Origin of the sequence: Flavobacterium sp. YO64, from assembly GCF_004119505.1 — a bacterium.
Classification (GTDB): domain Bacteria; phylum Bacteroidota; class Bacteroidia; order Flavobacteriales; family Flavobacteriaceae; genus Flavobacterium; species Flavobacterium oncorhynchi.
Genome location: NZ_NRQV01000002.1, coordinates 87,751 through 108,268 on the forward strand (window position 1 = coordinate 87,751; position 20,518 = coordinate 108,268).

General features: G+C 33.4%; 18 protein-coding genes and 1 tRNA gene. 8 read left to right on the top strand and 11 right to left on the bottom strand.

From position 1 onward, the window contains the following. Positions 1–32: 32 nt before the first annotated feature. The 5 genes from BOW57_RS01720 to BOW57_RS01740 all read right to left on the bottom strand — a co-directional run bounded on the left by BOW57_RS01720 (position 33) and on the right by BOW57_RS01740 (position 6,666). Positions 33–470: a retropepsin-like aspartic protease gene (locus BOW57_RS01720; protein ID WP_089059546.1), complete on the bottom strand. Its 438-nt coding sequence runs from the start codon at positions 468–470 to the stop codon at positions 33–35. Continuing rightward, positions 422–3,082, bottom strand: a complete 2,661-nt coding sequence (locus tag BOW57_RS01725) for a CHAT domain-containing protein (RefSeq protein ID WP_129052827.1) — start codon at positions 3,080–3,082, stop codon at positions 422–424. The genes BOW57_RS01720 and BOW57_RS01725 overlap by 49 nt, the downstream gene beginning before the upstream one ends. A gap of 150 nt (positions 3,083–3,232) precedes the next feature. Continuing rightward, positions 3,233–5,185, bottom strand: coding sequence for a PKD domain-containing protein (locus BOW57_RS01730; RefSeq protein WP_129052828.1), 1,953 nt, complete (start codon positions 5,183–5,185; stop codon positions 3,233–3,235). Between the two features lie 112 nt (positions 5,186–5,297). Further along, positions 5,298–6,284 (bottom strand): hypothetical protein, encoded by a 987-nt coding sequence (locus BOW57_RS01735; RefSeq protein ID WP_129052829.1) that lies wholly within the window; start codon positions 6,282–6,284, stop codon positions 5,298–5,300. Positions 6,285–6,366: 82 nt separating this feature from the next. Continuing rightward, on the bottom strand, positions 6,367–6,666 hold the full coding sequence (locus tag BOW57_RS01740; protein ID WP_129052830.1) for a hypothetical protein: 300 nt from the start codon (positions 6,664–6,666) through the stop codon (positions 6,367–6,369). A 116-nt stretch (positions 6,667–6,782) separates the two neighbouring features. Between BOW57_RS01740 and BOW57_RS01745 the strand changes: the two genes are divergently transcribed. From BOW57_RS01745 to BOW57_RS01770, 6 genes are all read left to right on the top strand, one after another. After that, positions 6,783–7,367: an RNA polymerase sigma factor gene (locus BOW57_RS01745; RefSeq protein ID WP_129052831.1), complete on the top strand. Its 585-nt coding sequence runs from the start codon at positions 6,783–6,785 to the stop codon at positions 7,365–7,367. A 2-nt stretch (positions 7,368–7,369) separates the two neighbouring features. Then, positions 7,370–8,092 (top strand): tol-pal system YbgF family protein, encoded by a 723-nt coding sequence (locus BOW57_RS01750; RefSeq protein WP_129052832.1) that lies wholly within the window; start codon positions 7,370–7,372, stop codon positions 8,090–8,092. A gap of 244 nt (positions 8,093–8,336) precedes the next feature. Further along, positions 8,337–9,986: a S41 family peptidase gene (locus tag BOW57_RS01755; RefSeq protein ID WP_129052833.1), complete on the top strand. Its 1,650-nt coding sequence runs from the start codon at positions 8,337–8,339 to the stop codon at positions 9,984–9,986. Positions 9,987–10,260: 274 nt separating this feature from the next. After that, on the top strand, positions 10,261–11,040 hold the full coding sequence (locus BOW57_RS01760; RefSeq protein WP_129052834.1) for a TatD family hydrolase: 780 nt from the start codon (positions 10,261–10,263) through the stop codon (positions 11,038–11,040). A 63-nt stretch (positions 11,041–11,103) separates the two neighbouring features. Beyond that, complete coding sequence (locus BOW57_RS01765; RefSeq protein WP_129052835.1) at positions 11,104–12,240, top strand: 1-acyl-sn-glycerol-3-phosphate acyltransferase; 1,137 nt, start codon at positions 11,104–11,106, stop codon at positions 12,238–12,240. Next, the gene (locus BOW57_RS01770) at positions 12,230–13,258 is read left to right on the top strand and encodes an asparaginase (RefSeq protein ID WP_129052836.1); all 1,029 of its coding nucleotides are present in this window, start codon (positions 12,230–12,232) and stop codon (positions 13,256–13,258) included. Before BOW57_RS01765 ends, BOW57_RS01770 begins: the two co-directional genes overlap by 11 nt. A 206-nt stretch (positions 13,259–13,464) precedes the next feature. Here the strand turns inward: BOW57_RS01770 and BOW57_RS01775 are convergent, their stop codons facing one another. Further along, positions 13,465–14,706 (bottom strand): MFS transporter, encoded by a 1,242-nt coding sequence (locus tag BOW57_RS01775; RefSeq protein WP_129052837.1) that lies wholly within the window; start codon positions 14,704–14,706, stop codon positions 13,465–13,467. Positions 14,707–14,797: 91 nt separating this feature from the next. Between BOW57_RS01775 and BOW57_RS01780 the strand changes: the two genes are divergently transcribed. Together BOW57_RS01780 and BOW57_RS01785 are read left to right on the top strand one after the other, a co-directional pair. Continuing rightward, positions 14,798–15,667: a LysR substrate-binding domain-containing protein gene (locus tag BOW57_RS01780; protein ID WP_129052838.1), complete on the top strand. Its 870-nt coding sequence runs from the start codon at positions 14,798–14,800 to the stop codon at positions 15,665–15,667. Positions 15,668–15,727: 60 nt separating this feature from the next. Continuing rightward, positions 15,728–15,814 (top strand) — tRNA-Ser (locus BOW57_RS01785). A gap of 58 nt (positions 15,815–15,872) precedes the next feature. Here the strand turns inward: BOW57_RS01785 and BOW57_RS01790 are convergent. From BOW57_RS01790 to BOW57_RS01810, 5 genes are all read right to left on the bottom strand, one after another. Beyond that, entirely contained in the window at positions 15,873–16,379 is a 507-nt protein-coding gene (locus tag BOW57_RS01790; protein ID WP_129052839.1) for a GNAT family N-acetyltransferase, read from the bottom strand. A gap of 73 nt (positions 16,380–16,452) precedes the next feature. Then, positions 16,453–17,418 carry a nitrilase family protein gene (locus BOW57_RS01795; protein WP_129052840.1) on the bottom strand — a complete coding sequence of 322 codons (966 nt, stop codon included), beginning with the start codon at positions 17,416–17,418 and terminating at the stop codon, positions 16,453–16,455. A 69-nt stretch (positions 17,419–17,487) separates the two neighbouring features. Beyond that, positions 17,488–18,312 carry a helix-turn-helix domain-containing protein gene (locus tag BOW57_RS01800; protein WP_129052841.1) on the bottom strand — a complete coding sequence of 275 codons (825 nt, stop codon included), beginning with the start codon at positions 18,310–18,312 and terminating at the stop codon, positions 17,488–17,490. Between the two features lie 157 nt (positions 18,313–18,469). Then, positions 18,470–19,252: a DUF3050 domain-containing protein gene (locus tag BOW57_RS01805; protein ID WP_089053730.1), complete on the bottom strand. Its 783-nt coding sequence runs from the start codon at positions 19,250–19,252 to the stop codon at positions 18,470–18,472. Between the two features lie 87 nt (positions 19,253–19,339). After that, positions 19,340–20,518, bottom strand: coding sequence for an acyl-CoA dehydrogenase family protein (locus tag BOW57_RS01810; protein ID WP_089053731.1), 1,179 nt, complete (start codon positions 20,516–20,518; stop codon positions 19,340–19,342).

Sequence of the window (20,518 nt, forward strand, 5' to 3'; positions counted from 1 at the left end):
GAGTTTGGGATTTTTTATTTGAAGATTTGATTTTATTTCAAATACACATAATGATTAAAATAATCGATAATCGCTTTACCCTCAAGTAAAACATCTGCGCCAATAATACCGTGAACGGGTTTTGCTTTGTAGGATTCTAATGCCTCATTTACGTGCGAAAGATCAAAAATTACAATACTGAAATCTTTCTTTTTCCAGCTTCCTAACTGCAAATGATTGTGTGCCGAAATTTGCGTTGCCATTCCAGTTCCGCCCGCACCGGAGGCTTTTGTTTTAGATTTTTTTGCAGCCAGTTCAAAACGTTCAATACTTTCAAAACCAATACAAGTGTTGGATGCGCCTGTGTCTAAAATGAAATTTCCAGAAATACCGTTAATCTTCGCTTTTATAGAAAGATGCTGTGTTTTGGTAACTTTGAATTTTATTTTTTTGTATTTCTCTTTTTTGAGAACCTCGTGAAGATTTTCCATTTTCGATACTGATTGAAAACCAAAAATAAGCCAATTACAATCAAAAAGCTAATCACATAATAGATATAATTTCCTGATTTTTCTTCTCCCGAAATAGAACCGTAATACACAAAAGAACTCCAATAATAAGGCGATTTCTTTGCATTCGGAATCGATTTGTCATTTAAATATTCCCGTTTTGCATTTGTATTCGCTTCAAAATACGAAACATTATTTTTGACGTTTTTGTAAAAATCAGTCATAAAAACTGAAGTTGTAAAATCATTTACCTTCCATAAAGAAAACATTAAATTTTGTGCGCCGGCAAACTGAAAACCTCTTGCAACACTCATGGCACCTTCGGCTTTATACAATTTTCCAATTCCAGTTTCGCACGCACTCAAAACCACTAAATCAGGATTAATATGCAGATTATACAATTCTGAATATAAAATTTCCTGATCGTAAAATTTGATGCTTGCCGGAGTTTCAATGTCACCCGAAGAAGCGTGTGTGCTCAAATGTAAAATAGAATAATTTGAAGCATTATTTTTGAAATTGTTAAATGTAGCATCGGCGTTTTCTAAATATTTTCCCTTAAAATTATTTCGAATCGATTCCATTTCTTTCTTCGAATAACGCAATTCAAAAGCTGATTTTTCGAAAACCGGAAAAACACCCAAAACCGTTTTATCTGATTTTAAAACCGTTTTTGAATTCAGATAAATATTAGCCGATGCGTTATAAGCAATCTTAAAATCATTCAGTAAATAATGCATTCTGGCAAAATTTGTTGTTTTTGATTCCTGTGTAATTAAAGCTTCGAACGGCAGAAAATTTAAAATGCCGTCAGGAACTATTATCAAGTTTTTATTGATAGAATTATTTGGCAGTTTTAAAATATCGAATACCTGTTTACCACATTTATTATAGCCGGAAATGTCATTTGTAATAGCGTTTGCATCATTAAAATAATCTACAAATTGTACAATTTTAGGAATCGATATGTGTGAAGTGTTAAGACGATTTAAGCTAATGGTGCTGTTTTGTAAAGTAAAGAAATATTGGTTTTCAAATCCCATAAAATAATAAACCATTACTGCTTTATCTTTTTCTAATTTTGAAAATAATCCTTTTAAATCGCATTTCTCAGGAATATAATCAGCATTTTTAAGCTGTACTTTTTTCAACGAAATCATTAATTCGTTTTGCTTTTTTATAAAATTATTTATTCTTGAAATATTAGCCAAATTTCCTTTTTGCTGCTCCTTTATAATAGCATTGTTAAGATTTTGAAGTTCTTGTAAAAGCTGTTTTTCTTCCGTCGAAGCGTTTTTAAAATTAGACCGATAACGTTGCAAAATACCCGATTTCGTTCTTTCCGAAAGCTGAAAAGCTTCTTCTAGATATTGTGTTTTACTTTCTTTTTTAAACAATTCATCATAAATCGAAATGCATTTTTCGGTACGGTTTCGAGATCGCAGCTGCATTAGAATTTTTGAGTTTTCGTATACCAGACTATTCATCAATAAATCTTCGATGTAAAAAGAAAGTTCAAAAGCTTCCAGCGCTTTTTTAGGCTGCTTAGATTTCAACATTTCTGCCTGTAAATCGAGTGCATCCGCCAAAACCGTTTCCGTATACAATTGATTTTGGTTTGGCAATATGTTTTTTGAATTGTAATTAGGAATTAAAGTTTTAAAAATCCTTGTAATTTCGTTCGAACTTTCGTCATATTTTCGCTCATCAAAAAACAATAAAGCCTTTTCATAATATAGTTTTGCTAATTTTCTAGGCTGCTGATTTGGCGTTTCTAAAAACAGTTTTTCAGCCTTTTGCATATAAGAATCCGCAAGATCAAATCGCTGCCATTGTCTGTTCATCGAAGCCAGATTGCGGTAAGAATTAGATAAAGTTTCAGATTGACCTTTCTCCTTTTCAAGATATTTTATTGAAGCTTCAAAAGTTTTTTCCGCTTTTTTAAGAATTTCAGGGCGCATTAAATTCTCTGTAGAACTTAGTAAATAATTATTCCCAAGATTATTCCACAAGATTCCTTTTTGTAAGTTAGATAAGTTCTCCGTTTTTAGAGTATTTTCTAAAAGTTCAATCGCCATAGAAATTTTGCCAGAACCTTGATACACATTTGATAAATTCAAAATGGCGGCAAATTTTTGTTTTTGTGCGTCAGGATAAATTTTAGAAGTATTTGCAATAAAATAATATTGTTTTATAGTATTCTCGGCACTATCGTAATCACCCAAAACAGTATATAAATTTCCCAAAGGTTTCAGGCAGAATTCAATTATATCATAATTGCCGAGTTTGTGTTTTTGAAAAACCTGCCATGCTTTTTCATAACTCGAAACAGCATTTTGAGTCAGCCCAAACAAATTTTCATAATATCCTTTATTGCAGTTTAAAACCACAATTGCCAGTAATTCTTCTTTCGTTTTGGGATTAGGATTTTTCCAAAAAGCAGCTTCAACATTAGATAAATCTTGTATCGCTTTTATAGATGGATGAGCCGTAAAACTGTCAACAGCATTGTATATTTTATCTTCCTGATTCTGTCCAAAAACACTCAGATTTATAAAAAGAAAGATAAAAACATAAATGCGATATAAGTTCATATTATAAATTTCGTTGATAAAGGTTTGTCTGTTTAAGTGAAGTCGAAGACCTTTTAGTTGTAAAGCCTTCGACTTCGCTCAGGGTGACATTTGTATTAATAAGACAATGTAGGTAAGATGAGTTTACATCACTTACATGGTAAGAAAAAATTAAAACTTCCAAATTCCATAAACCTGAAAATAATTAAAATTCTGTTCAAAATTAATTACATAACGCGCGCCTACGCTTGGTCCAATTCTGGCAAAACCCGCCGTTAAATCAAACAAAAGCCCAGTATTAAAACCGGAAAAAGAGTTTTTAACCGTATTCGCTGTTGTTTTCGTATCTAATAAAATCAGTTCTTTTTCGCCTTCAAAAGTTTCTACTTTTATATTTTGATGTTGTTCCGATGAAACATTTATATTAGCCTGAATTCCTGCGCCAATACCTATATAATTATTGATGTTATAGCGAATTAAAACAGGAACTTCCCAATTGATATTTTTGTTTTCGGTCATAGTAGTTGTGCGCTGCAATTGTCGTACTCCATTTGCATTGACACGAGTTTCATTTACAATATCGACTGCGCTGTTGTATTGGTTTAAAGCATTTACCCATTCAACCTGCCAGTAAAAGCGATACGATTTAAAAGGCGAAATTGTTGCGCCCACAAAATAACTCGTCGATTTATCTAAATCAGGATAAAAATTATAACCTGCTTTTGCACCAATCGAGATTCCCGGCAAGAATCGAGTAGTAGCGTAGTTAGTAATAATAGGTTCATTTTTGTCAAAAATGATCGAAGTTCTGCTTTTGGTTTTTACTTTATGAAAATCTTCGCCAAATTTCATCGAGTATTTTACAAAACCTTTTGTACTGTCTTTTTCCTTTACATTTTTTTGTTCCGTTCCCGGCAGATAAATATTCTTAAACGTAAAAATAATTTGTTTCTGTTTAATAATTGTATCAAGGCAGCTTACCGTTGGTTCTTCGTCTTTTGGACAAATAGGACATTCTGGATACATACTTTCAATTTGAAATGTTTTTTTGTCGAACATATCAGGAATATCAGTTTCTAAACGAATTTTTCTTGCAGGACCTTCGCCATTATTTTGAAAACGAGTTTTAAAATTAACCCTTTTAAAACGCACCAATCTGTAATTCATAAAACTCCCGTTAGATCCCATTTTATTAGGATCGTGAGAGGTTACAATTTCCATTTCAAGATTCTTAATTTTATGATTTTTATAACTTCGATTCGGAACAAAAATACCACGCATTGTAACCGTTGCGCTAGTATCTTTTATCATTTCGGGGGTAGTTTTAAAAGTATAAAAAACATTTCGAGTTTCACCCGGATCAGCATTATCAAATTCTAAAACCGAAACATTATGATAGGTTTTACGTGCGTCTAAAAGCGAAGCATCAAGATCCTCTTCCGTTGTAGTGTTTCGGTATCTTTTAAGATTGAAATTACTTTCGGCAGCAGCCGTAAAATTATTAGAATCATCAAGATCATCAACTGCTGCTACTAAGTTTTCTTTTATTTCGCGCTCGTCTGCATAAGTTCTAAAATCACTTAATTCAAAGTTATTATGCTTAAACTGTTTCTCGTTATAAAAAAGATATAGTTTACCGCTTGAAACATAATTTTCTAGATTTTGGTAACTTACCACAACTACCATTTCCTGTTCCGGAATTGGATCACAGTTTTTTAAAATAGCAAAACCATTTTGATCAGCTATCGAAGCAATATCTTTGTAATTGTTATCCGTCACATCATTTACAGCCACTTTTTTCGGACGTGTTGCGGGAGGTTTTCCGTTATCGTAATTATTCGTTACAGCAAGTCTTGTGGTATATGTTCCCTTCTTTTTATAAATATGTTTAGGTTCAGCTTCTTTGCTGTAATGTCCGTCTCCCAATTCCCATAAATAAGAATAACTAGGTTTTGGCGCACCTGCAATAGGAATTAACGGCGGTGTTTCGGGCTTAAAAGTAACAGCATTTCCATTTTGGATAAAACCAATAGAAGCTCTTCGGGTTATGGTGTCTTTTACTTTGGTTTGTCCAATTGCGAAAACGGTAAATAAAATCAAGAAAACAGACGTTATTGGTTTCATAACTAGAGAGTTTTTAGTTTTAAAATCGTCAGGGTAAATTTTGAAACAAGATTAAATGTAAAAAAAAGTGATGAGCAAATCACCACTTTCTCTTAAAAAAAGTAATCGTAAGTTACTGGATTGCATTGATCGCCGCTACCAGCTGCGCCTCCGTGCCCACCGTTGTTTCGGCAAGAGTAAAAGTATAAACGTCGTTTGCAGCAACAGTTACGGCCTTAATCGCATAACGCCATTGGCCATTAGCTTCAGTTGCAAAAATCACGTGGCATTTTAAACCAATTGGGATTTGACCATAATGCTCGCTGAATAATCCTGCAGAAGTGTAGGTGTCTAATTTTGCAAGAGCATTTGTTCCTTCGCCATCGTAAGATAAATACACAGCACTATTTTCATTATTATAACCCTCAGGAGCTTTTACCAAAAGTGTTGTTTTAGGTCTTGGATCACTATAAAAACGGTCCACATTTGTCCATCCAAATTTTCCAAAAGTAACGTAATAATTTGCACCTTCGCCTTGCACGCCGCCTTTACCGCCAGTTCCATCAGCATTTGGTTTAGGTTGTTCCCAAGCCAGTTCTCCGCGCTCATCGATTACGCCGTTCCATAAAGTCATAGCATTATCCAAACCATTTGTTAAAGCCGTTGGAACAACTAAATTCATGTAGCACGAAGTTTTTAATTCGACACCTCCTTGAGAAGCTTTAATAAAGAATTCTCCGCCCGAAATCAAAAGGTTTTTCTTTCCGTCAGGCATAACTCCCATAGTCGGTTTATTAGAAATCAGCATATTTCCTTTATCAAAAAGTTCGACGTATTCAATATCAACCTGTCCTGTTACAGGATTTCCGTTTTTAGTTAAACAATCTCCGTTTAAAGTTAATTTTACCCCTTTTGCAGATGTTAATGTTACCACCCCCGTTCCTGCAGTAATAGTAAAATTTTGCGTATTTTTTTTAAGACCTTTTTCGCTGATGCTTTTAAAAGCGGCAGCAGTTGGCGGTAAAATAATATTTTGATCATCGCCATCGCTGGTGTCGCAGCTTACAAAAGAAATTAGTAAAAGGAATAAAAGTCCGATTTTTTTAAAATTTGTGTTCATAATTTCTGGTTTTAATGATTATTATATTGATAGATGTTCGAGGGTTAAAAATTGTTACCCCTGATTTTGATTTTTTTTAATTTTAGGCAGACAGGCATTTGTCCTCAAATAGATTTCCGTCTTCATCAACCGCGACTAAAATGTTTTTCTTCTGCGAAAGCGTAACGATTAAATAAATCCATACAACAGACCAAAGCCCGAAAGTGAGACAGGTAAGAAATAAATGCAAAGTATGCTTAACGACCTTTTTCTCTCTAGATAAAACCACATAAGGCAGTTTCTCGTTATGTTCAACAACTACAAAACCATTTCGGGTTTTAGCAGAAATCATTTCGTGAAATTGATTCAAAGTTTTTTCAGAAGTAAATTGATACATTTCCATTTTCTCTTATTTTTTCTCTTTTAAAAGATATTTGTTCCCTTATATCAACTACGCTAATCAATTGTTACCCTTTTATTTGAAATTCTTTTTTAACTTTATCTGATAAAAAGTTTTTTATGGATAAAACCAAAGTACATCTGGATCAAAAATATATTGAAGGACTTGCCTCAAACGATTCGGCAGTAATTCAAACCATCTACAAAAAGTTTGTTCCTAAAGTTGTTATGTTTATAATGAATAATTCTGGAGATAGAGATCAGGCTCAGGATGTGGTTCAGGACGTGTTGATTTTGCTTTTTAATCAAGCCAAAGCCAATGCGCTGCAGTTAACCTGTCCGTTTGATGCTTATTTCTTTTTATTGTGTAAAAGAAAATGGCTGAATGAGCTTAAAAAAACATCCAATAAAGGGGTAACAATTAATGAAGATGCAGTATCTATCAATGAATCTGCTTTAGAATTAATTGGACAAACTGAGGATTTTGACGAGAAACAACAGCTTTTTGATACCATGTTCCAGAAATTGGGAGATAAGTGTCAAGAACTATTAAAGCTCAGTTTTACGATCAAATCAATGGAAGAAGTGGCCGAAAAACTAAACGTAACTTACGGATATGTTCGTAAAAAGAAATCGTTATGCGTGGGTCAGTTAACGCAATGGATTCAGGAAGCAAAAAACTTTAAATCTTTAAAAAACAAGTAGTCATGAACGAAGAGCGTTATATATTATTTGATCAATATCTTCAAGGCGAATTAACAATTGAAGCTAAAAATGATTTTGAAAAACAACTACTATCAGATCCAGAATTTGCATCAGAATTTGAGACTTTCAAAAACACACAGCTTCAACTGGCAAATAAGTTTGAATTTGAACAGGAGCGAGAAGCTTTTAAAGAAAATCTAACTAATATTTCAAACAAACACTTTAATAAGAAAACAAAAGTTATAGGTTTAAAACCTTGGTATTTTGCTGTTGCAGCTTCTATTGCTGTTCTATTTGGATTGTTCTTTTTTAATTACAGCCAAAATCCAACTTTTGCAGATTATAATAATCCTGAACAAGCTTTTTTTACGGAAAGAGGAACAGTTGATGCAACTCTAAAAGAAGCTGAAATGGAGTATAATGCAAAAAGATACAACAAAGCAATTCCGCTTTTTGAAACCGTTCTTCAAAAACAAAAAACGGCCGAAATACAATTTTTCTATGGCGTTTCTCTTTTAGAAGAAAGTCATTATATAAAAGCTGAAACTGTTTTTAATGAACTAAAAACAGGAACTTCTGTTTATAAAGACAAAGCAGTTTGGTATTTGGCTTTATCCAAACTAAAACAAAAAGATTATAAAGCCTGTAAAGAAATTCTTCAGACTATTTCGCAGGATTATGAAGATTATGACGATGTTCAGGATTTATTAAACGATCTGGATTAGGCTGTAAATGCATAAAAAGAAGAGGGAGATTCGCAAGGAAATAAATACTTTGTGAATCTTTTTTTTGTTTTATTTTCAGAGATATTAGTGCTGTAAATGAGGTGATAAGAGGTAATAAATGAATTTATAATAGCAGTTTACGTAAAGACGTAATAAAATTTAGAAATTAAAATCTAATTTCGATTTTTAATTTTATGCTATTAACCAACCCCAAAACTATTATTAATTTAACCATTGTTACTGAATGAAGAAAATTACTTTGTTTTTTCTTATTATTTTTTCACAAATCATTTTCAGTCACTCTAAAATTACAGAAACCGAAAAACTTGCGGCTGCTTGCAAAGTTTGGGGATTCTTAAAATATTATCACCCAAAAGCTGCTGGCGGAGAATTAAATTGGGATAAGCAGCTTCTTGAGACTTTGCCAAAAATAGAAAAGGCGCAAACGAAAGAAGAGTTTTCGCTGGTGTTGGAAAATTGGATCGATAATCTTGGAGCAATAAAAGAGGTTAAGCCAATTGTTATACCAAAAGAGGTCGAGCTTTTTGATAAAAATTTCGATTTAAGCTGGTTTAATAATAAGTTATTTTCTAAGAAACTTTCGAAAAAACTGAAATTTATCGAAGACAACAGATTTCAAGTTAATGAAGAGTTTGGGCCTGGCTTTGATGGATTTAAAAACTTGAAAAATTACTTCAAATTAGATTATAATGATAAAAACGACAGGCTTTTAATGCTGTTTTCGTATTGGAATGTTGTCGAATATTATTTTCCGTATAAGTATCTGATGGATCAGAAATGGGATACAACCTTAAACGAAGTATTACCTTTTGTTGTTCAGGCAAAAAATCCAGATGAGTTTTATAAGGCATTACGAAAAGCGGCAGTTAATCTAGATGACAGCCATGTTGAATTTTTTATATATCCATCTTTAGCAACAGGAAAAAAAGCATCTTTTTATTTTCCTGCCGCAGGTAAAATTATCGATGAGAAATTAGTAGTTACTGAGATTTTAGGAGACAGCCTCGCTGAAGCTGATAATATTAAAATAGGAACTGTAATTACTAAAATAAACGATAAGAGCATCAAAGAACTTCTTGAGGAAAAAAGAGAGGTCAAATGTGCTTCAAACGAAATTTCTTATCGAAACAAAGTTGCTGGAGAAATTTTAAGAAGCGAATCTGAAAATGTGAAAGTAGAGTTTCTTAGAGATGGGAAATACGAAACAAAGTCGATGACATGGTTTAATTATCATGATTCACATCGAAATGAGTTTAAAAAAGGAGCTCAGAAAAAGAAAGATAAGTTCAAACTTTTAGAGAATAATATTGGTTATGTAAACATGGGAGTTATAAAACCAATACATATTCCAGATATGATTAACGGTTTAAAAGATACAAAAGCCATCGTTTTTGATATGAGAAATTATCCAAAAGGAACTTTTGAAGAAATTGCTAAATTTTTGAATCCGCAGGAAAAGGTCTTTTGCGTTTACACGATGCCATATCTGAATTATCCAGGACGTTATGAATGGACAAAGGGAAGAAATTGCGGTTCTGAAAATAAAGATAATTATAAAGGAAAAGTAATTGTACTGCTTAATGAAGACTCTATAAGTCAATCTGAATGGACGGCAATGTGTTTTCAAACTGCAGGAAATACAACAATTATAGGAAGTCAGACAGCAGGAGCAGATGGAAATGTTTTTGAATTTGATTTTTCAGGGTTTCATACCAATTTTTCGGGAATTGGAGTTTATTATCCAGATCGCAGAGAAACTCAAAGAATAGGAATTATTCCTAACATCAAAATAGAGCCAACTATTAAAGGAATTCAAGAAGGAAAAGATGAGGTTCTAGATCGTGCTTTAGCTTTTATTGAAACGGGAAAATAAATAAAGCATGCCTTCCTGAGCGAAGTCGAAGACCACATAAGCAATTAGAAAAGAATTGGGGGTCTATTTTTTTTGCTGGACTTCGACTTCGCTCAGGGCGACAAGCTTTAATAAGTTTTTTGTAAACCTTTGTAAAAGTTTAAAACTTTCGCAGAGGTTTTTTAAGTTAATCTGTTTTTTCAAGAAAGTAAATCCGCCAAATCTGTATGCTGATTTTACACAATTGCTATTCTTTTAATATTGTCGTAATTTTGACAACTTTAAAAATATACAATTGAATTTGAAACCCATTATTACCGATACACACACCCATTTATATTCTGAAGAATTTGATCAGGATCGTGACGCCATGATTCAAAGAGCTATCGATGCCGGAATTACACGCTTTTTTATTCCCGCAATCGACGCTGCAGCGACGCAGTCTATGTATGATTTAGAGCAAAATTATCCAGATAATATTTTCTTGATGATGGGTTTGCATCCAACGTATGTAAAAGATAATTATTTAGAAGAACTTGCACACGTAGAAGCTGAATTGTCTAAACGAAAATTTTATGCCGTAGGCGAAATTGGAATCGATTTGTATTGGGATAAAACGCACTTAAAAGAGCAGCAAATTGCTTTTAAAAGACAAATTCAACTGGCAAAACAATACAAATTACCAATAGTAATTCATTGCCGCGAAGCCTTTGATGAAATTTTTGAAGTTTTGGAAGAAGAAAAAGCAACTGATTTATTCGGTATTTTTCATTGCTTCTCTGGAACTTTAGAGCAGGCGCATCAGGCAATATCTTATAATATGAAGTTAGGAATTGGAGGAGTTGTTACTTTTAAGAACGGAAAAATTGATCAGTTTTTAAATCAAATCGATTTAAAACATATTGTTTTAGAAACAGATTCACCTTATTTAGCGCCAATTCCGTACAGAGGAAAAAGAAATGAGAGCAGTTATTTAGTAAATGTAATTGCTAAACTCGCCGATATATACGACGTTTCTGAAGAAGAAATTGCCAACATTACAACACAAAATTCAAAAGCCGTTTTTGGTATTTAACCCACACCTTACAATACTTTAATTTTTTTTTGTTCATTTGCCCACTTAAACAGATAAATAATAATGCAGAGATTTGATGCCATTCGACCGTTCTATGATTCCGAAATAAATGAAGCACTTCATGGTGTAGTCAATCATCCGATGATGAAAGCTATGATGAATTTTACTTTTCCGGATGTGGAAGATGAGGTTTGGAAGGAACAGCTTAAGAAAACACATTCAATTCGTGATTTTCAATGCAATTTTATTTACAATACAATTCAAAAAGTTCTGGAAAGAAGTTCTGAAGGACTTACAACTTCAGGCTTTGAAAAGTTAGAAAAAAACACCTCTTATTTGTTTGTTTCCAATCATAGAGATATTCTTTTAGATACAACTTTGCTTAATGTTTGTTTATTCGAGCATGGTTTGGTTATGACGGCATCTGCAATTGGAGATAATTTAGTTAAAAAAGCATTTTTGTCAACCTTGGCAAAATTAAACAGGAACTTTTTGGTTTTAAGAGGTTTAACGCCTCGTGAGATGCTTCAAAGTTCTAAATTATTATCCGAATATATTGGGCACTTACTGCTTCGTGAAAACCGTTCGGTTTGGATTGCACAGCGAGAAGGACGTACCAAAGATGGAAACGATGAAACGAATCCTGGAGTTTTAAAAATGATTGGAATGGGTTCTGACGAAGAAAATTTAATGGATTATTTTAAGAAATTAAAAATCGTTCCCGTTTCTATTTCATACGAATATGATCCAACTGATGTTTTGAAAATGCCGCAATTAATGGCAGAAGCAAACAATGAAGTTTATATTAAAGAAAAAAATGAAGATTTCATGACCATTTTAAGCGGTATCATGGGAACTAAAAAAAGAATACATATTTCTGTAGGCGATGTTTTGAATACTGAAATTGATCAGATCGTTGCAGAAAATGACAATGCAAACAAGCAAATTCAGGCTTTGGCTCAAGTTATAGACGATTCAGTATTGAAAAACTATAAATTGTGGCCGACTAATTTTATTGCTTACGATATCTTGAATAAAACCAATACATTTTCTCATTTGTACAAAGACAGTGAAAAATCGTTGTTTGAGCGTCGTTTAGAAATGCGTATCGGAAGCGATAATCCTGTTACAAGACAAGGTTTTCTTGCGATGTATGCCAATCCGGTTGTCAATAAATTAAAATATGGAGATGTCATCTAAGGCTAAAATACTTCTAATTTATACTGGTGGAACCATCGGTATGAGCAAAGATTTTGAAACAGGAGCGCTGAAAGCATTTAACTTTGGAAAGTTATTGCAAAAGATTCCTGAAATCAAACAATTAGATTGTGAAATCGAAACGGTTTCTTTTGAAAATCCGATAGATTCCTCTAATATGAACCCTTCTGAATGGACAAAAATTGCAGAAATCATAGAAGAAAACTATGTTTCTTATGACGGATTTGTGGTTCTTCACGGTTCAGACACCATGTCGTATTCAGCTTCGGCATTGAGTTTTATGCTCGAGAATTTGGCAAAACCAGTAGTGTTTACAGGTTCTCAATTGCCAATTGGGGATTTACGTACGGATGCAAAAGAAAATCTGATTACAGCAATTCAAATTGCTTCGCTTCTAGAAAATGGAAAACCTGTAATTACAGAAGTTTGTCTTTATTTTGAATATAAATTATACAGAGGAAATCGCACTTCAAAAGTAAATGCTGAGCATTTTAGAGCTTTTACAGCACCAAATTACCCTGAATTGGTAGAATCAGGAGTGCATTTAAAATTAAACTCACATTTATTTCTTCCTGTAAATAAAAATGCAGATTTGATTGTTCACAAGAACTTAGACAATCATGTAGCGATCATAAAAATGTTCCCAGGAATGAGCGAAACCGTTTTGGCCTCGATCTTGGCAACTCCAGATTTGCACGGAATTGTGCTGGAAACTTACGGCTCAGGAAATGCTCCAACCGAAGATTGGTTTTTGAATTTAATTGAAAAAGCGATTACATCTGGAATGCACATTGTAAATGTAACACAATGTTCTGGCGGAAGTGTAAATATGGGGCAATACGAAACGAGTACGGCCTTAAAGTCGCTTGGAGTTATTTCAGGAAAAGATATTACTACAGAAGCTGCAATTACAAAACTAATGTATTTGTTAGGGCATAATATTCCTCAAAACGAATTTAAAAATATCTTCGAAACGGCATTGCGAGGGGAGATTTCTTAGCATAAAATTTCAATATTTAAAATCCCAAATTCCAAAAGATAAAAATTGGAATTTGGGATTTTTTTATTGTTTTTTCTTAGTTAGTTTGTCATTTCGAGGAACGAGAAATCACACTCGTGAATCGACAAAGATTGGTTCTTTCGCATGAGGAAGTCCTAGTGCGATTTCTCGTTCCTCGAAATGACAAGAGTGTTTATAATTGGAATTTAAAACTTGGAATTTTTATAAGTTACCGGACAAGTCTTTAACTCTTCAGAAGATTTATGTTTTTTGTAATACACATAAACGATTACAGAAAGAATACTGATTATACCTTGAATGGCGACTGTATTTCGAGTTCCGATAATGTGCGAAACATAACCAATTATCAAACTTCCTACAGGAATCATTCCTTGATAAGCCATTAAATAATAACTGATACTTCTCGAACGCATATTAACTGTACTTTGTGTTTGAATGTAAATATTTATAGATGAGGTTTGTGCCATCATACCTACGCCGCTCAAAGCCATGCAAATTAAGGCGATAGCTAAACTATTTGAGTAAGCAAGTATAATAATGCTGAAGCCTAATAATAAGCTCGCAGCAATCATTATTTTGCTCATATTGTCTGATTTTTTCAAATTAGCGAGATAAATTGCGGATATAATGGAGCCAATTCCGGCAGCACTTTCAAACCAGCTGAAAGTTTGTGCGTTACCGCTAAAAATATCTTTGGCAAAAACCGGCATCAAAGTATTAAAAGAAATTACAAACAAACTGCTGCAGGTTAACATTAAAAGCATTTTTGCCATTTCAGCTTCTTTTTTGATATAATCAAAACCTTCAATAAAATCTTCAAGCATTTTAAATTTATCAACAGCTTTAATATGCGGAGTGATTTTCATCATCAATAAAGATATTAAAACAGGAATATAGCTTAGAAAGTTTCCAATAAAACAAATGTCTTCACCATAATTGTGCAGTATAATTCCCGCTAAAGCTGGTCCCGCAATTCGGGCAAAATTATTTAAAGTTGAGTTTAAGGCAACTGCATTGGGCAGATCTTCTTTATTGTCGACAATATCAATCATCATAGTTTGTCTGCAAGTCATATCAAAAGCATTGATAATTCCTTGAAAAAGACTTAAAGCCAAAATAAAATTGATATTGTAAATTTTTAAGTATATCAACAAAGCCAAAGCTCCAGCTTGAAGCATTGCCAATGACTGCAATAAAATCATGGCTTTATGTCTGTCGTATCTGCCAATAATACTTCCTGCCAAGGGCGCTAAAAACAAGGATGGAATCATGCTTAAAAAAGTAGCCAAACCTAACAAAAATACAGATCCGGTAATGCTGTAAACCATCCAGCTTACTGCTGTTTTTTGAAGCCAAGTCCCAATAACAGAAACAGATTGTCCATAAAAGAATAACTTGAAGTTTTTAGATTTTAACGCTTTAAACATAACCTGAAATATTTTTTTACAAAGTTCGGGATTATGATTTCATTAGAAAAATTAATAATTTTACTCATTATGAGTAGTAAAACTTATTGATATGGAAATTTATCAACTTGAATATTTTATTAAAACGGCTGAGGTATTGCATTTTACAAAAGCCGCCGAGTTGTGTTTTGTAACGCAATCCGGACTTTCGCAGCAAATAAAAAAACTGGAAGAGGAACTAGGAATGCCCTTATTTAAAAGGATTGGAAAAAAAGTACAGCTTACCGAAGCAGGTTCTGTTTTTTTAATTCATGCTAAAAAAGTGGTCGAAAATGTAGAAAACGGAAAGCAGGCGATTGAAGATTTAAACGAAATGATTGGCGGTGAACTTCGATTAGGCGTAACGTACATTTTTGGACTTTTGATTTTACCCGTTATAAATGCTTTTGCAAAAACGTACCAAAATTTAAAAATCGTAGTCGAATATGGTACAACAGAAGCTTTAGAGCAAAAGTTGATAACCAACGAATTAGATTTGGTTTTGGTTATTTCATCGCATGAAATTGAACTTCCGATCCAGAAAGTGCCTTTGTTTACTTCAAATATGGTTATGGCGGTTTCTAAATCACATTCTTTAGCCTCTTTAGATAAAATAGCTTTTAAGAAAATTGAAGATGTCCCGCTTATTTTACCCGGAAAAGGATCTAATTCAAGAGAATATGTCGAAGTGTTGTTTAAGAAATACAATATGAAACCTAAAATCTCGATAGAATTAAATTCAATTCATGCCTTATTACAGATGGTCGAAAATAGCGATTGGGCGACAATTGTAGCCGAGAAAGCGCTAAAAGGCTGGGATAATCTTAAAGCCATACAGATTACAGGAGTTGTCACCAAACGCGAATCGTATATGTTAACGATTGGAGGTTACCAGAAAAAGGCAGTAAAATTATTCATGGAAGAGTTTAGAAAAAGCATTTAAACTAATCTTGAGTTTTACTTTTGAAACTCGATTTTTTTTGTGTTCTTTGCAGACCAAAATAGAAAGGTGTCCGAGTGGTTTAAGGAGCTAGCCTGGAAAGCTAGTATATGGGTAACTGTATCGAGGGTTCGAATCCCTTCCTTTCTGCTTAATTAAGAAAACCCTTGTGAAAGAATTTTACAAGGGTTTATTTTTTGATTAGAACTTACAGCTTAATCTCAAACAAACTAAAAGAGCCTTCTTTATAATGTTCTGGTAATTCGCTTGTCCATTCGATAGTACTGATTCCTTTGTAGGTGAAACCACAGCTGGTGTAATATTTATTTATTCTCTCGTTGCCGCTGTGTGTATCAAGTCTAATATATTCTTTGCCGTTTTCTTTGGCGTATTTCTTGGTCCAATCAATGATTTTTTTAACGTACGATTGCCCTCTAAACTTTGGGTTTGTAGCAATACGATGCAAATAAACTGCTGGATCTGCACTGGCTTCTTTCCAGATAATTAAATCGTTAAAAGTTAGTACAAATGTACAAGCGACTTCGTCTCCTTCTTTGATTATAAAATGACGATTTTCGGCAATTTCTTTTTCTATTAATGTTCTTTCAAAACCTCTCCAGCTTTTATTATTTACTGTTTTTTGGTAAGATGTAGCTTCATTATAAATATCGAAAACAGCATCGATATCTTCATTTGTAGTTTTAAAAAATTCCATTATTGGGTTTTGTTCTGTAAATTAATGAATCTTCAAAGGTAAATCTTTCAATTGCTCTGAATAGGCGAAAACCTTAATTTATGTTTTTTTTATCAGAGTTCAGCCAAACTACATTTTGCTCTGAGTTATGATCTTGACCAATAATATCTTTATACAATTCTGGTCTTCTAGCTTTTATGTAACGATTTCCTCCGGCCTGAATACATTTTTCTGGAGTAAGCACCGCCGTTGCAAAAGAATCATCAAAAGTGCGGCATTCTGCCAGAATATCTCCAAACGGATCAATAATCATCGAACAGCCGTTTTTTAGTTGGTCGTCATCCATACCAATTGGATTCGAAAATACGGCATAAATGGCATTGTCGTAAGCTCTTGCGGGAAGCCATTTCATTAACCAATCTCGGCCTTTCATTCCGTCAAATTCTAAGCGTAAAGAGGTTGGGTCAGCTTCGCGGTTTTCCCAAAGCTGAGGTGTTACAAAACCAGCGCCAGGTCGGGTAGAAGGAGTACACATCGTTACGTGAGGCATGAAGATAATGTCGGCACCCAAAAGTTTTGTGGCGCGTACATTTTCAATAATATTATTGTCGTAACAAATTAAAATACCGCATTTCCAACCTTCAATTTCAAAAATACAATAACGATCTCCTGCTGTTAAATACGGATTTATAAACGGATGCAGTTTTCGATATTTAGCGACTAATCCATCTTTATCTACGCAGACGTAAGCTTTGAATAAATTGTCGTTTTCGTCTTTTTCAAAAAGTCCAGCTAAAATTACAATGTTGTTGTTTGCAGCAATTTCAATCAATTTTAAAATGCTTTCTCCACTCGGAATTAATTCTGCTATGTCTAACATTTGTTCTTTTGATAAATTCCTTGCAAATGTATATCCAGTTATAGAACACTCGTGAAACGAAATTACATCGCAGCCTTCTGCAGATGCTTTTTGAGAAAGTTTTTCGATTGCAGATAAGTTGTAGTTTTTGTCACCGCTTTTGTTTTCGAATTGTGCTGTGGCTATTTTTAGATTTTTCATATTATGCGCTATTAATTTTAGTCAAAAATAGCGACAGTAATATTTTCGAAATTGTACAAAACCGACATTTTAAAATGACAAAGGGGGGAATCTTTTTATAAGATTATTGGTCAATTTTCCGCTGTTGCAGATGTATTCAGTTGGAGTTATTCCGGTATGTTTTTTAAACTCTTTTATTAAATGCGATTGATCTGAAAATCCAGCATCATAACAAATGGTTGTCAAGTTGGTTTTATCCGTTTTGTCTTTTAATAATTTTAGAAAATGATGCAACCTTATCACATTGCCAAATTTTTTCGGATTCAATCCAACACATTCTTTGAATTTTCTTTCAAGATGTCTTTCTGTATAGCCTGTATGTTCGACTAATTGTTTTATTGTAAAATGCCCTTTATTGGTGGTAATAAAGTTTATAGAATGATCTATTAATAATTGATTTGAAGCTGTTTTGGTGGCGATTAATGATTTAAAAAAAGAATTAAGCAGTTCAACTCGCATTTGATTGTTTTGTTGAAACAGGCTCTCCTGAAGTTCTGAAGCTTTTTTGCCAAAAACATCTTCGACAGAAACAATAGAGTCGTGAAATTCATTGGCAGGAATTCCTAATAATTGATGTATTCCGTTGGGCTGAAAAACAACAATTATCAGCGTAATTTCATTTTCAGAATAAAGGTCTTTATAACCGTTAAGTTGTCCGTATAAAAAAGAAGACGGCAGATAATCTTTTACCTCATATTTATTAATTCCCGAAATGAGTTTGCTTTTTAGAGAAAATACAAGACCGGTATTTCCGTCTGAAAATAAGCGAAATTTTTGCACCGCAGTTTCAGCATTATCTAAAAAAAGATAATGCTTGATATAGGGAGAAAGTTCTTTTTGGGGTGAAACTTGCATAATCTCGTTTTTAATCTGCTTTTTCAAGACAGTTTAATTTCTTCAAACCGCAATTTAGTAGTGGAAAACAAAATTCCAATAACTTATCTGGTGTTAAAACAGGTTTAGTTATTGGAATTTTTTAGAGAATAGTTACTATAAATAACTTATTTTGTCTTTAGACCATTTCAGTCTTCATCAGAATTTCTTCCTCTATCGCGTTCCAAAGTCCAATTCGTTTTTCTAAAGCTAAGATTGAAACTTCTTCAACTTCTTTCCATTTTTGGGCATCATCTTCACATAAATCGGTAATCATCTGCATCGCCATTGGTCCGTGTTCATCAGCATCAAGTTCAATATGACGCTCGAAATAATAAACGAGTTTACTTAAATCAGTATCAGGAAAGTTTTTTTGAAAGTTTTTGAGGATTTCTGTAAACATACTCGGAATCAAATCTTCTCTTCCAAAAGTAAAAGCAGCAGCAATTTGATGCGGTTTTCCTTCTTCAATAACTCTAAAAGTAAAATCTAAGAAAGATTTTATTTCAGGATGAACAGAACTTTGTTTTATGGCAACAAAAATATTATGAAGCGAATTTACTTCATTCAAAAATTTAGTAATTTCGGTTGTATCTGCACCGCAGTCTTCCATAGCTTCAAGATACATTTCATAGTGACTTTGTCTTCTGCCGTCTATGCTTAAGTCTGTCTCTTCTGCTAAAACAATTTCATTGATTAGATATCTTGTTTCAGGGTTTTTGGTAGCAAACCAAGGCGTTGTTGTGCAGGTAAGTTTGGCTTGTAAAGCTTTTAATAAAGACATAAAGTCCCATACAGCAAAAACATGATTTTCTAAGAAAGTATGCAGATCATCAATGCTGTGTATTTTGTTGTATAAAGAATGTTTTAAAAGCTGCTCTTTTTGAGGTTGAATGCTATTGTGTATAGTTTCAATATTCATGTACGAAAATTTTATACAAAGATAAAAAGCTTCCTGGTAAGAAGAAGCCTTTTAAATTGATTTTGTGTATAATTTAATAGTTGTTTATTATTTAAATGCCGAAATCCCAGTTACATCCATTCCAGTTATTAGTAAATGAATGTCATGAGTTCCTTCATAAGTAATAACACTTTCAAGATTCATCATATGGCGCATAATTGAGTATTCGCCCGTAATTCCCATTCCGCCCAGCATTTGTCTGGCTTCGCGAGCAATTTGAATCGCCATATTGACATTGTTGCGTTTTGCCATCGAAATTTGTGCTGTCGTAGCTTTCCCTTCGTTTCTTAAAACTCCTAAACGCCAAGTTAATAATTGCGCTTTTGTGATTTCGGTAATCATTTCGGCTAGTTTTTTCTGCTGTAATTGTGTTCCTCCAATTGGTTTTCCAAACTGAATTCTTTCTTTAGCATATCTTAAAGCAGTATCATAACAATCCATTGCTGCTCCAATTGCTCCCCACGCAATTCCGTATCGAGCAGAATCTAAACAGCCAAGCGGTGCGCCCAAACCAGATTTGTTTGGTAAAAGATTTTCTTTTGGCACTTTTACATTATCAAAAATCAATTCACCAGTTGAAGAGGCGCGAAGTGACCATTTATTATGAGTTTCAGGAGTTGTAAAACCTTCCATACCACGTTCTACAATTAAACCATGAATACGACCTTCTTCATTTTTTGCCCAAACAATTGCAATGTCAGCAAAAGGTGCATTAGAAATCCACATTTTGGCACCATTTAAAAGATAATGATCACCCATATCTTTAAAATTGGTAATCATGCTTCCAGGATCCGATCCATGATCTGGTTCGGTTAAACCAAAACATCCTATATATTCGCCTGTTGCCAGTTTTGGTAAAAACCTCATTCGCTGTTCTTCATTTCCATACTTCCAAATAGGATACATTACTAATGAAGATTGAACAGATGATGTAGATCTTACTCCAGAATCACCTCGTTCTATTTCCTGCATAATTAAACCATACGAAATTTGGTCTAAACCTGCACCTCCATATTCTACTGGAATATAAGGTCCAAATCCGCCAATTTCTCCCAGTCCTTTTATGATCTGTTTTGGGAATTCTGCTTTTTGAGCAAACTCTTCAATAATAGGGGAAACTTCTCTTTTAACCCATGCACGTGCAGACTCTCTCACTAATTTGTGTTCGTCTGTTAATAAATCATCAAGATTGTAATAATCTGGAGCTTGAAATAAATCTGGTTTCAT

Coding starts and splice junctions, on each gene's coding strand:
- BOW57_RS01720 (WP_089059546.1), bottom strand. CDS start 470: ATGGAAAATCTTCACGAGGTTCTCAAAAAAGAGAAATACAAAAAAATA.
- BOW57_RS01725 (WP_129052827.1), bottom strand. CDS start 3,082: ATGAACTTATATCGCATTTATGTTTTTATCTTTCTTTTTATAAATCTG.
- BOW57_RS01730 (WP_129052828.1), bottom strand. CDS start 5,185: ATGAAACCAATAACGTCTGTTTTCTTGATTTTATTTACCGTTTTCGCA.
- BOW57_RS01735 (WP_129052829.1), bottom strand. CDS start 6,284: ATGAACACAAATTTTAAAAAAATCGGACTTTTATTCCTTTTACTAATT.
- BOW57_RS01740 (WP_129052830.1), bottom strand. CDS start 6,666: ATGGAAATGTATCAATTTACTTCTGAAAAAACTTTGAATCAATTTCAC.
- BOW57_RS01745 (WP_129052831.1), top strand. CDS start 6,783: ATGGATAAAACCAAAGTACATCTGGATCAAAAATATATTGAAGGACTT.
- BOW57_RS01750 (WP_129052832.1), top strand. CDS start 7,370: ATGAACGAAGAGCGTTATATATTATTTGATCAATATCTTCAAGGCGAA.
- BOW57_RS01755 (WP_129052833.1), top strand. CDS start 8,337: ATGAAGAAAATTACTTTGTTTTTTCTTATTATTTTTTCACAAATCATT.
- BOW57_RS01765 (WP_129052835.1), top strand. CDS start 11,104: ATGCAGAGATTTGATGCCATTCGACCGTTCTATGATTCCGAAATAAAT.
- BOW57_RS01770 (WP_129052836.1), top strand. CDS start 12,230: ATGTCATCTAAGGCTAAAATACTTCTAATTTATACTGGTGGAACCATC.
- BOW57_RS01775 (WP_129052837.1), bottom strand. CDS start 14,706: ATGTTTAAAGCGTTAAAATCTAAAAACTTCAAGTTATTCTTTTATGGA.
- BOW57_RS01780 (WP_129052838.1), top strand. CDS start 14,798: ATGGAAATTTATCAACTTGAATATTTTATTAAAACGGCTGAGGTATTG.
- BOW57_RS01790 (WP_129052839.1), bottom strand. CDS start 16,379: ATGGAATTTTTTAAAACTACAAATGAAGATATCGATGCTGTTTTCGAT.
- BOW57_RS01795 (WP_129052840.1), bottom strand. CDS start 17,418: ATGAAAAATCTAAAAATAGCCACAGCACAATTCGAAAACAAAAGCGGT.
- BOW57_RS01800 (WP_129052841.1), bottom strand. CDS start 18,312: ATGCAAGTTTCACCCCAAAAAGAACTTTCTCCCTATATCAAGCATTAT.
- BOW57_RS01805 (WP_089053730.1), bottom strand. CDS start 19,252: ATGAATATTGAAACTATACACAATAGCATTCAACCTCAAAAAGAGCAG.
- BOW57_RS01810 (WP_089053731.1), bottom strand. CDS start 20,518: ATGAAACCAGATTTATTTCAAGCTCCAGATTATTACAATCTTGATGAT.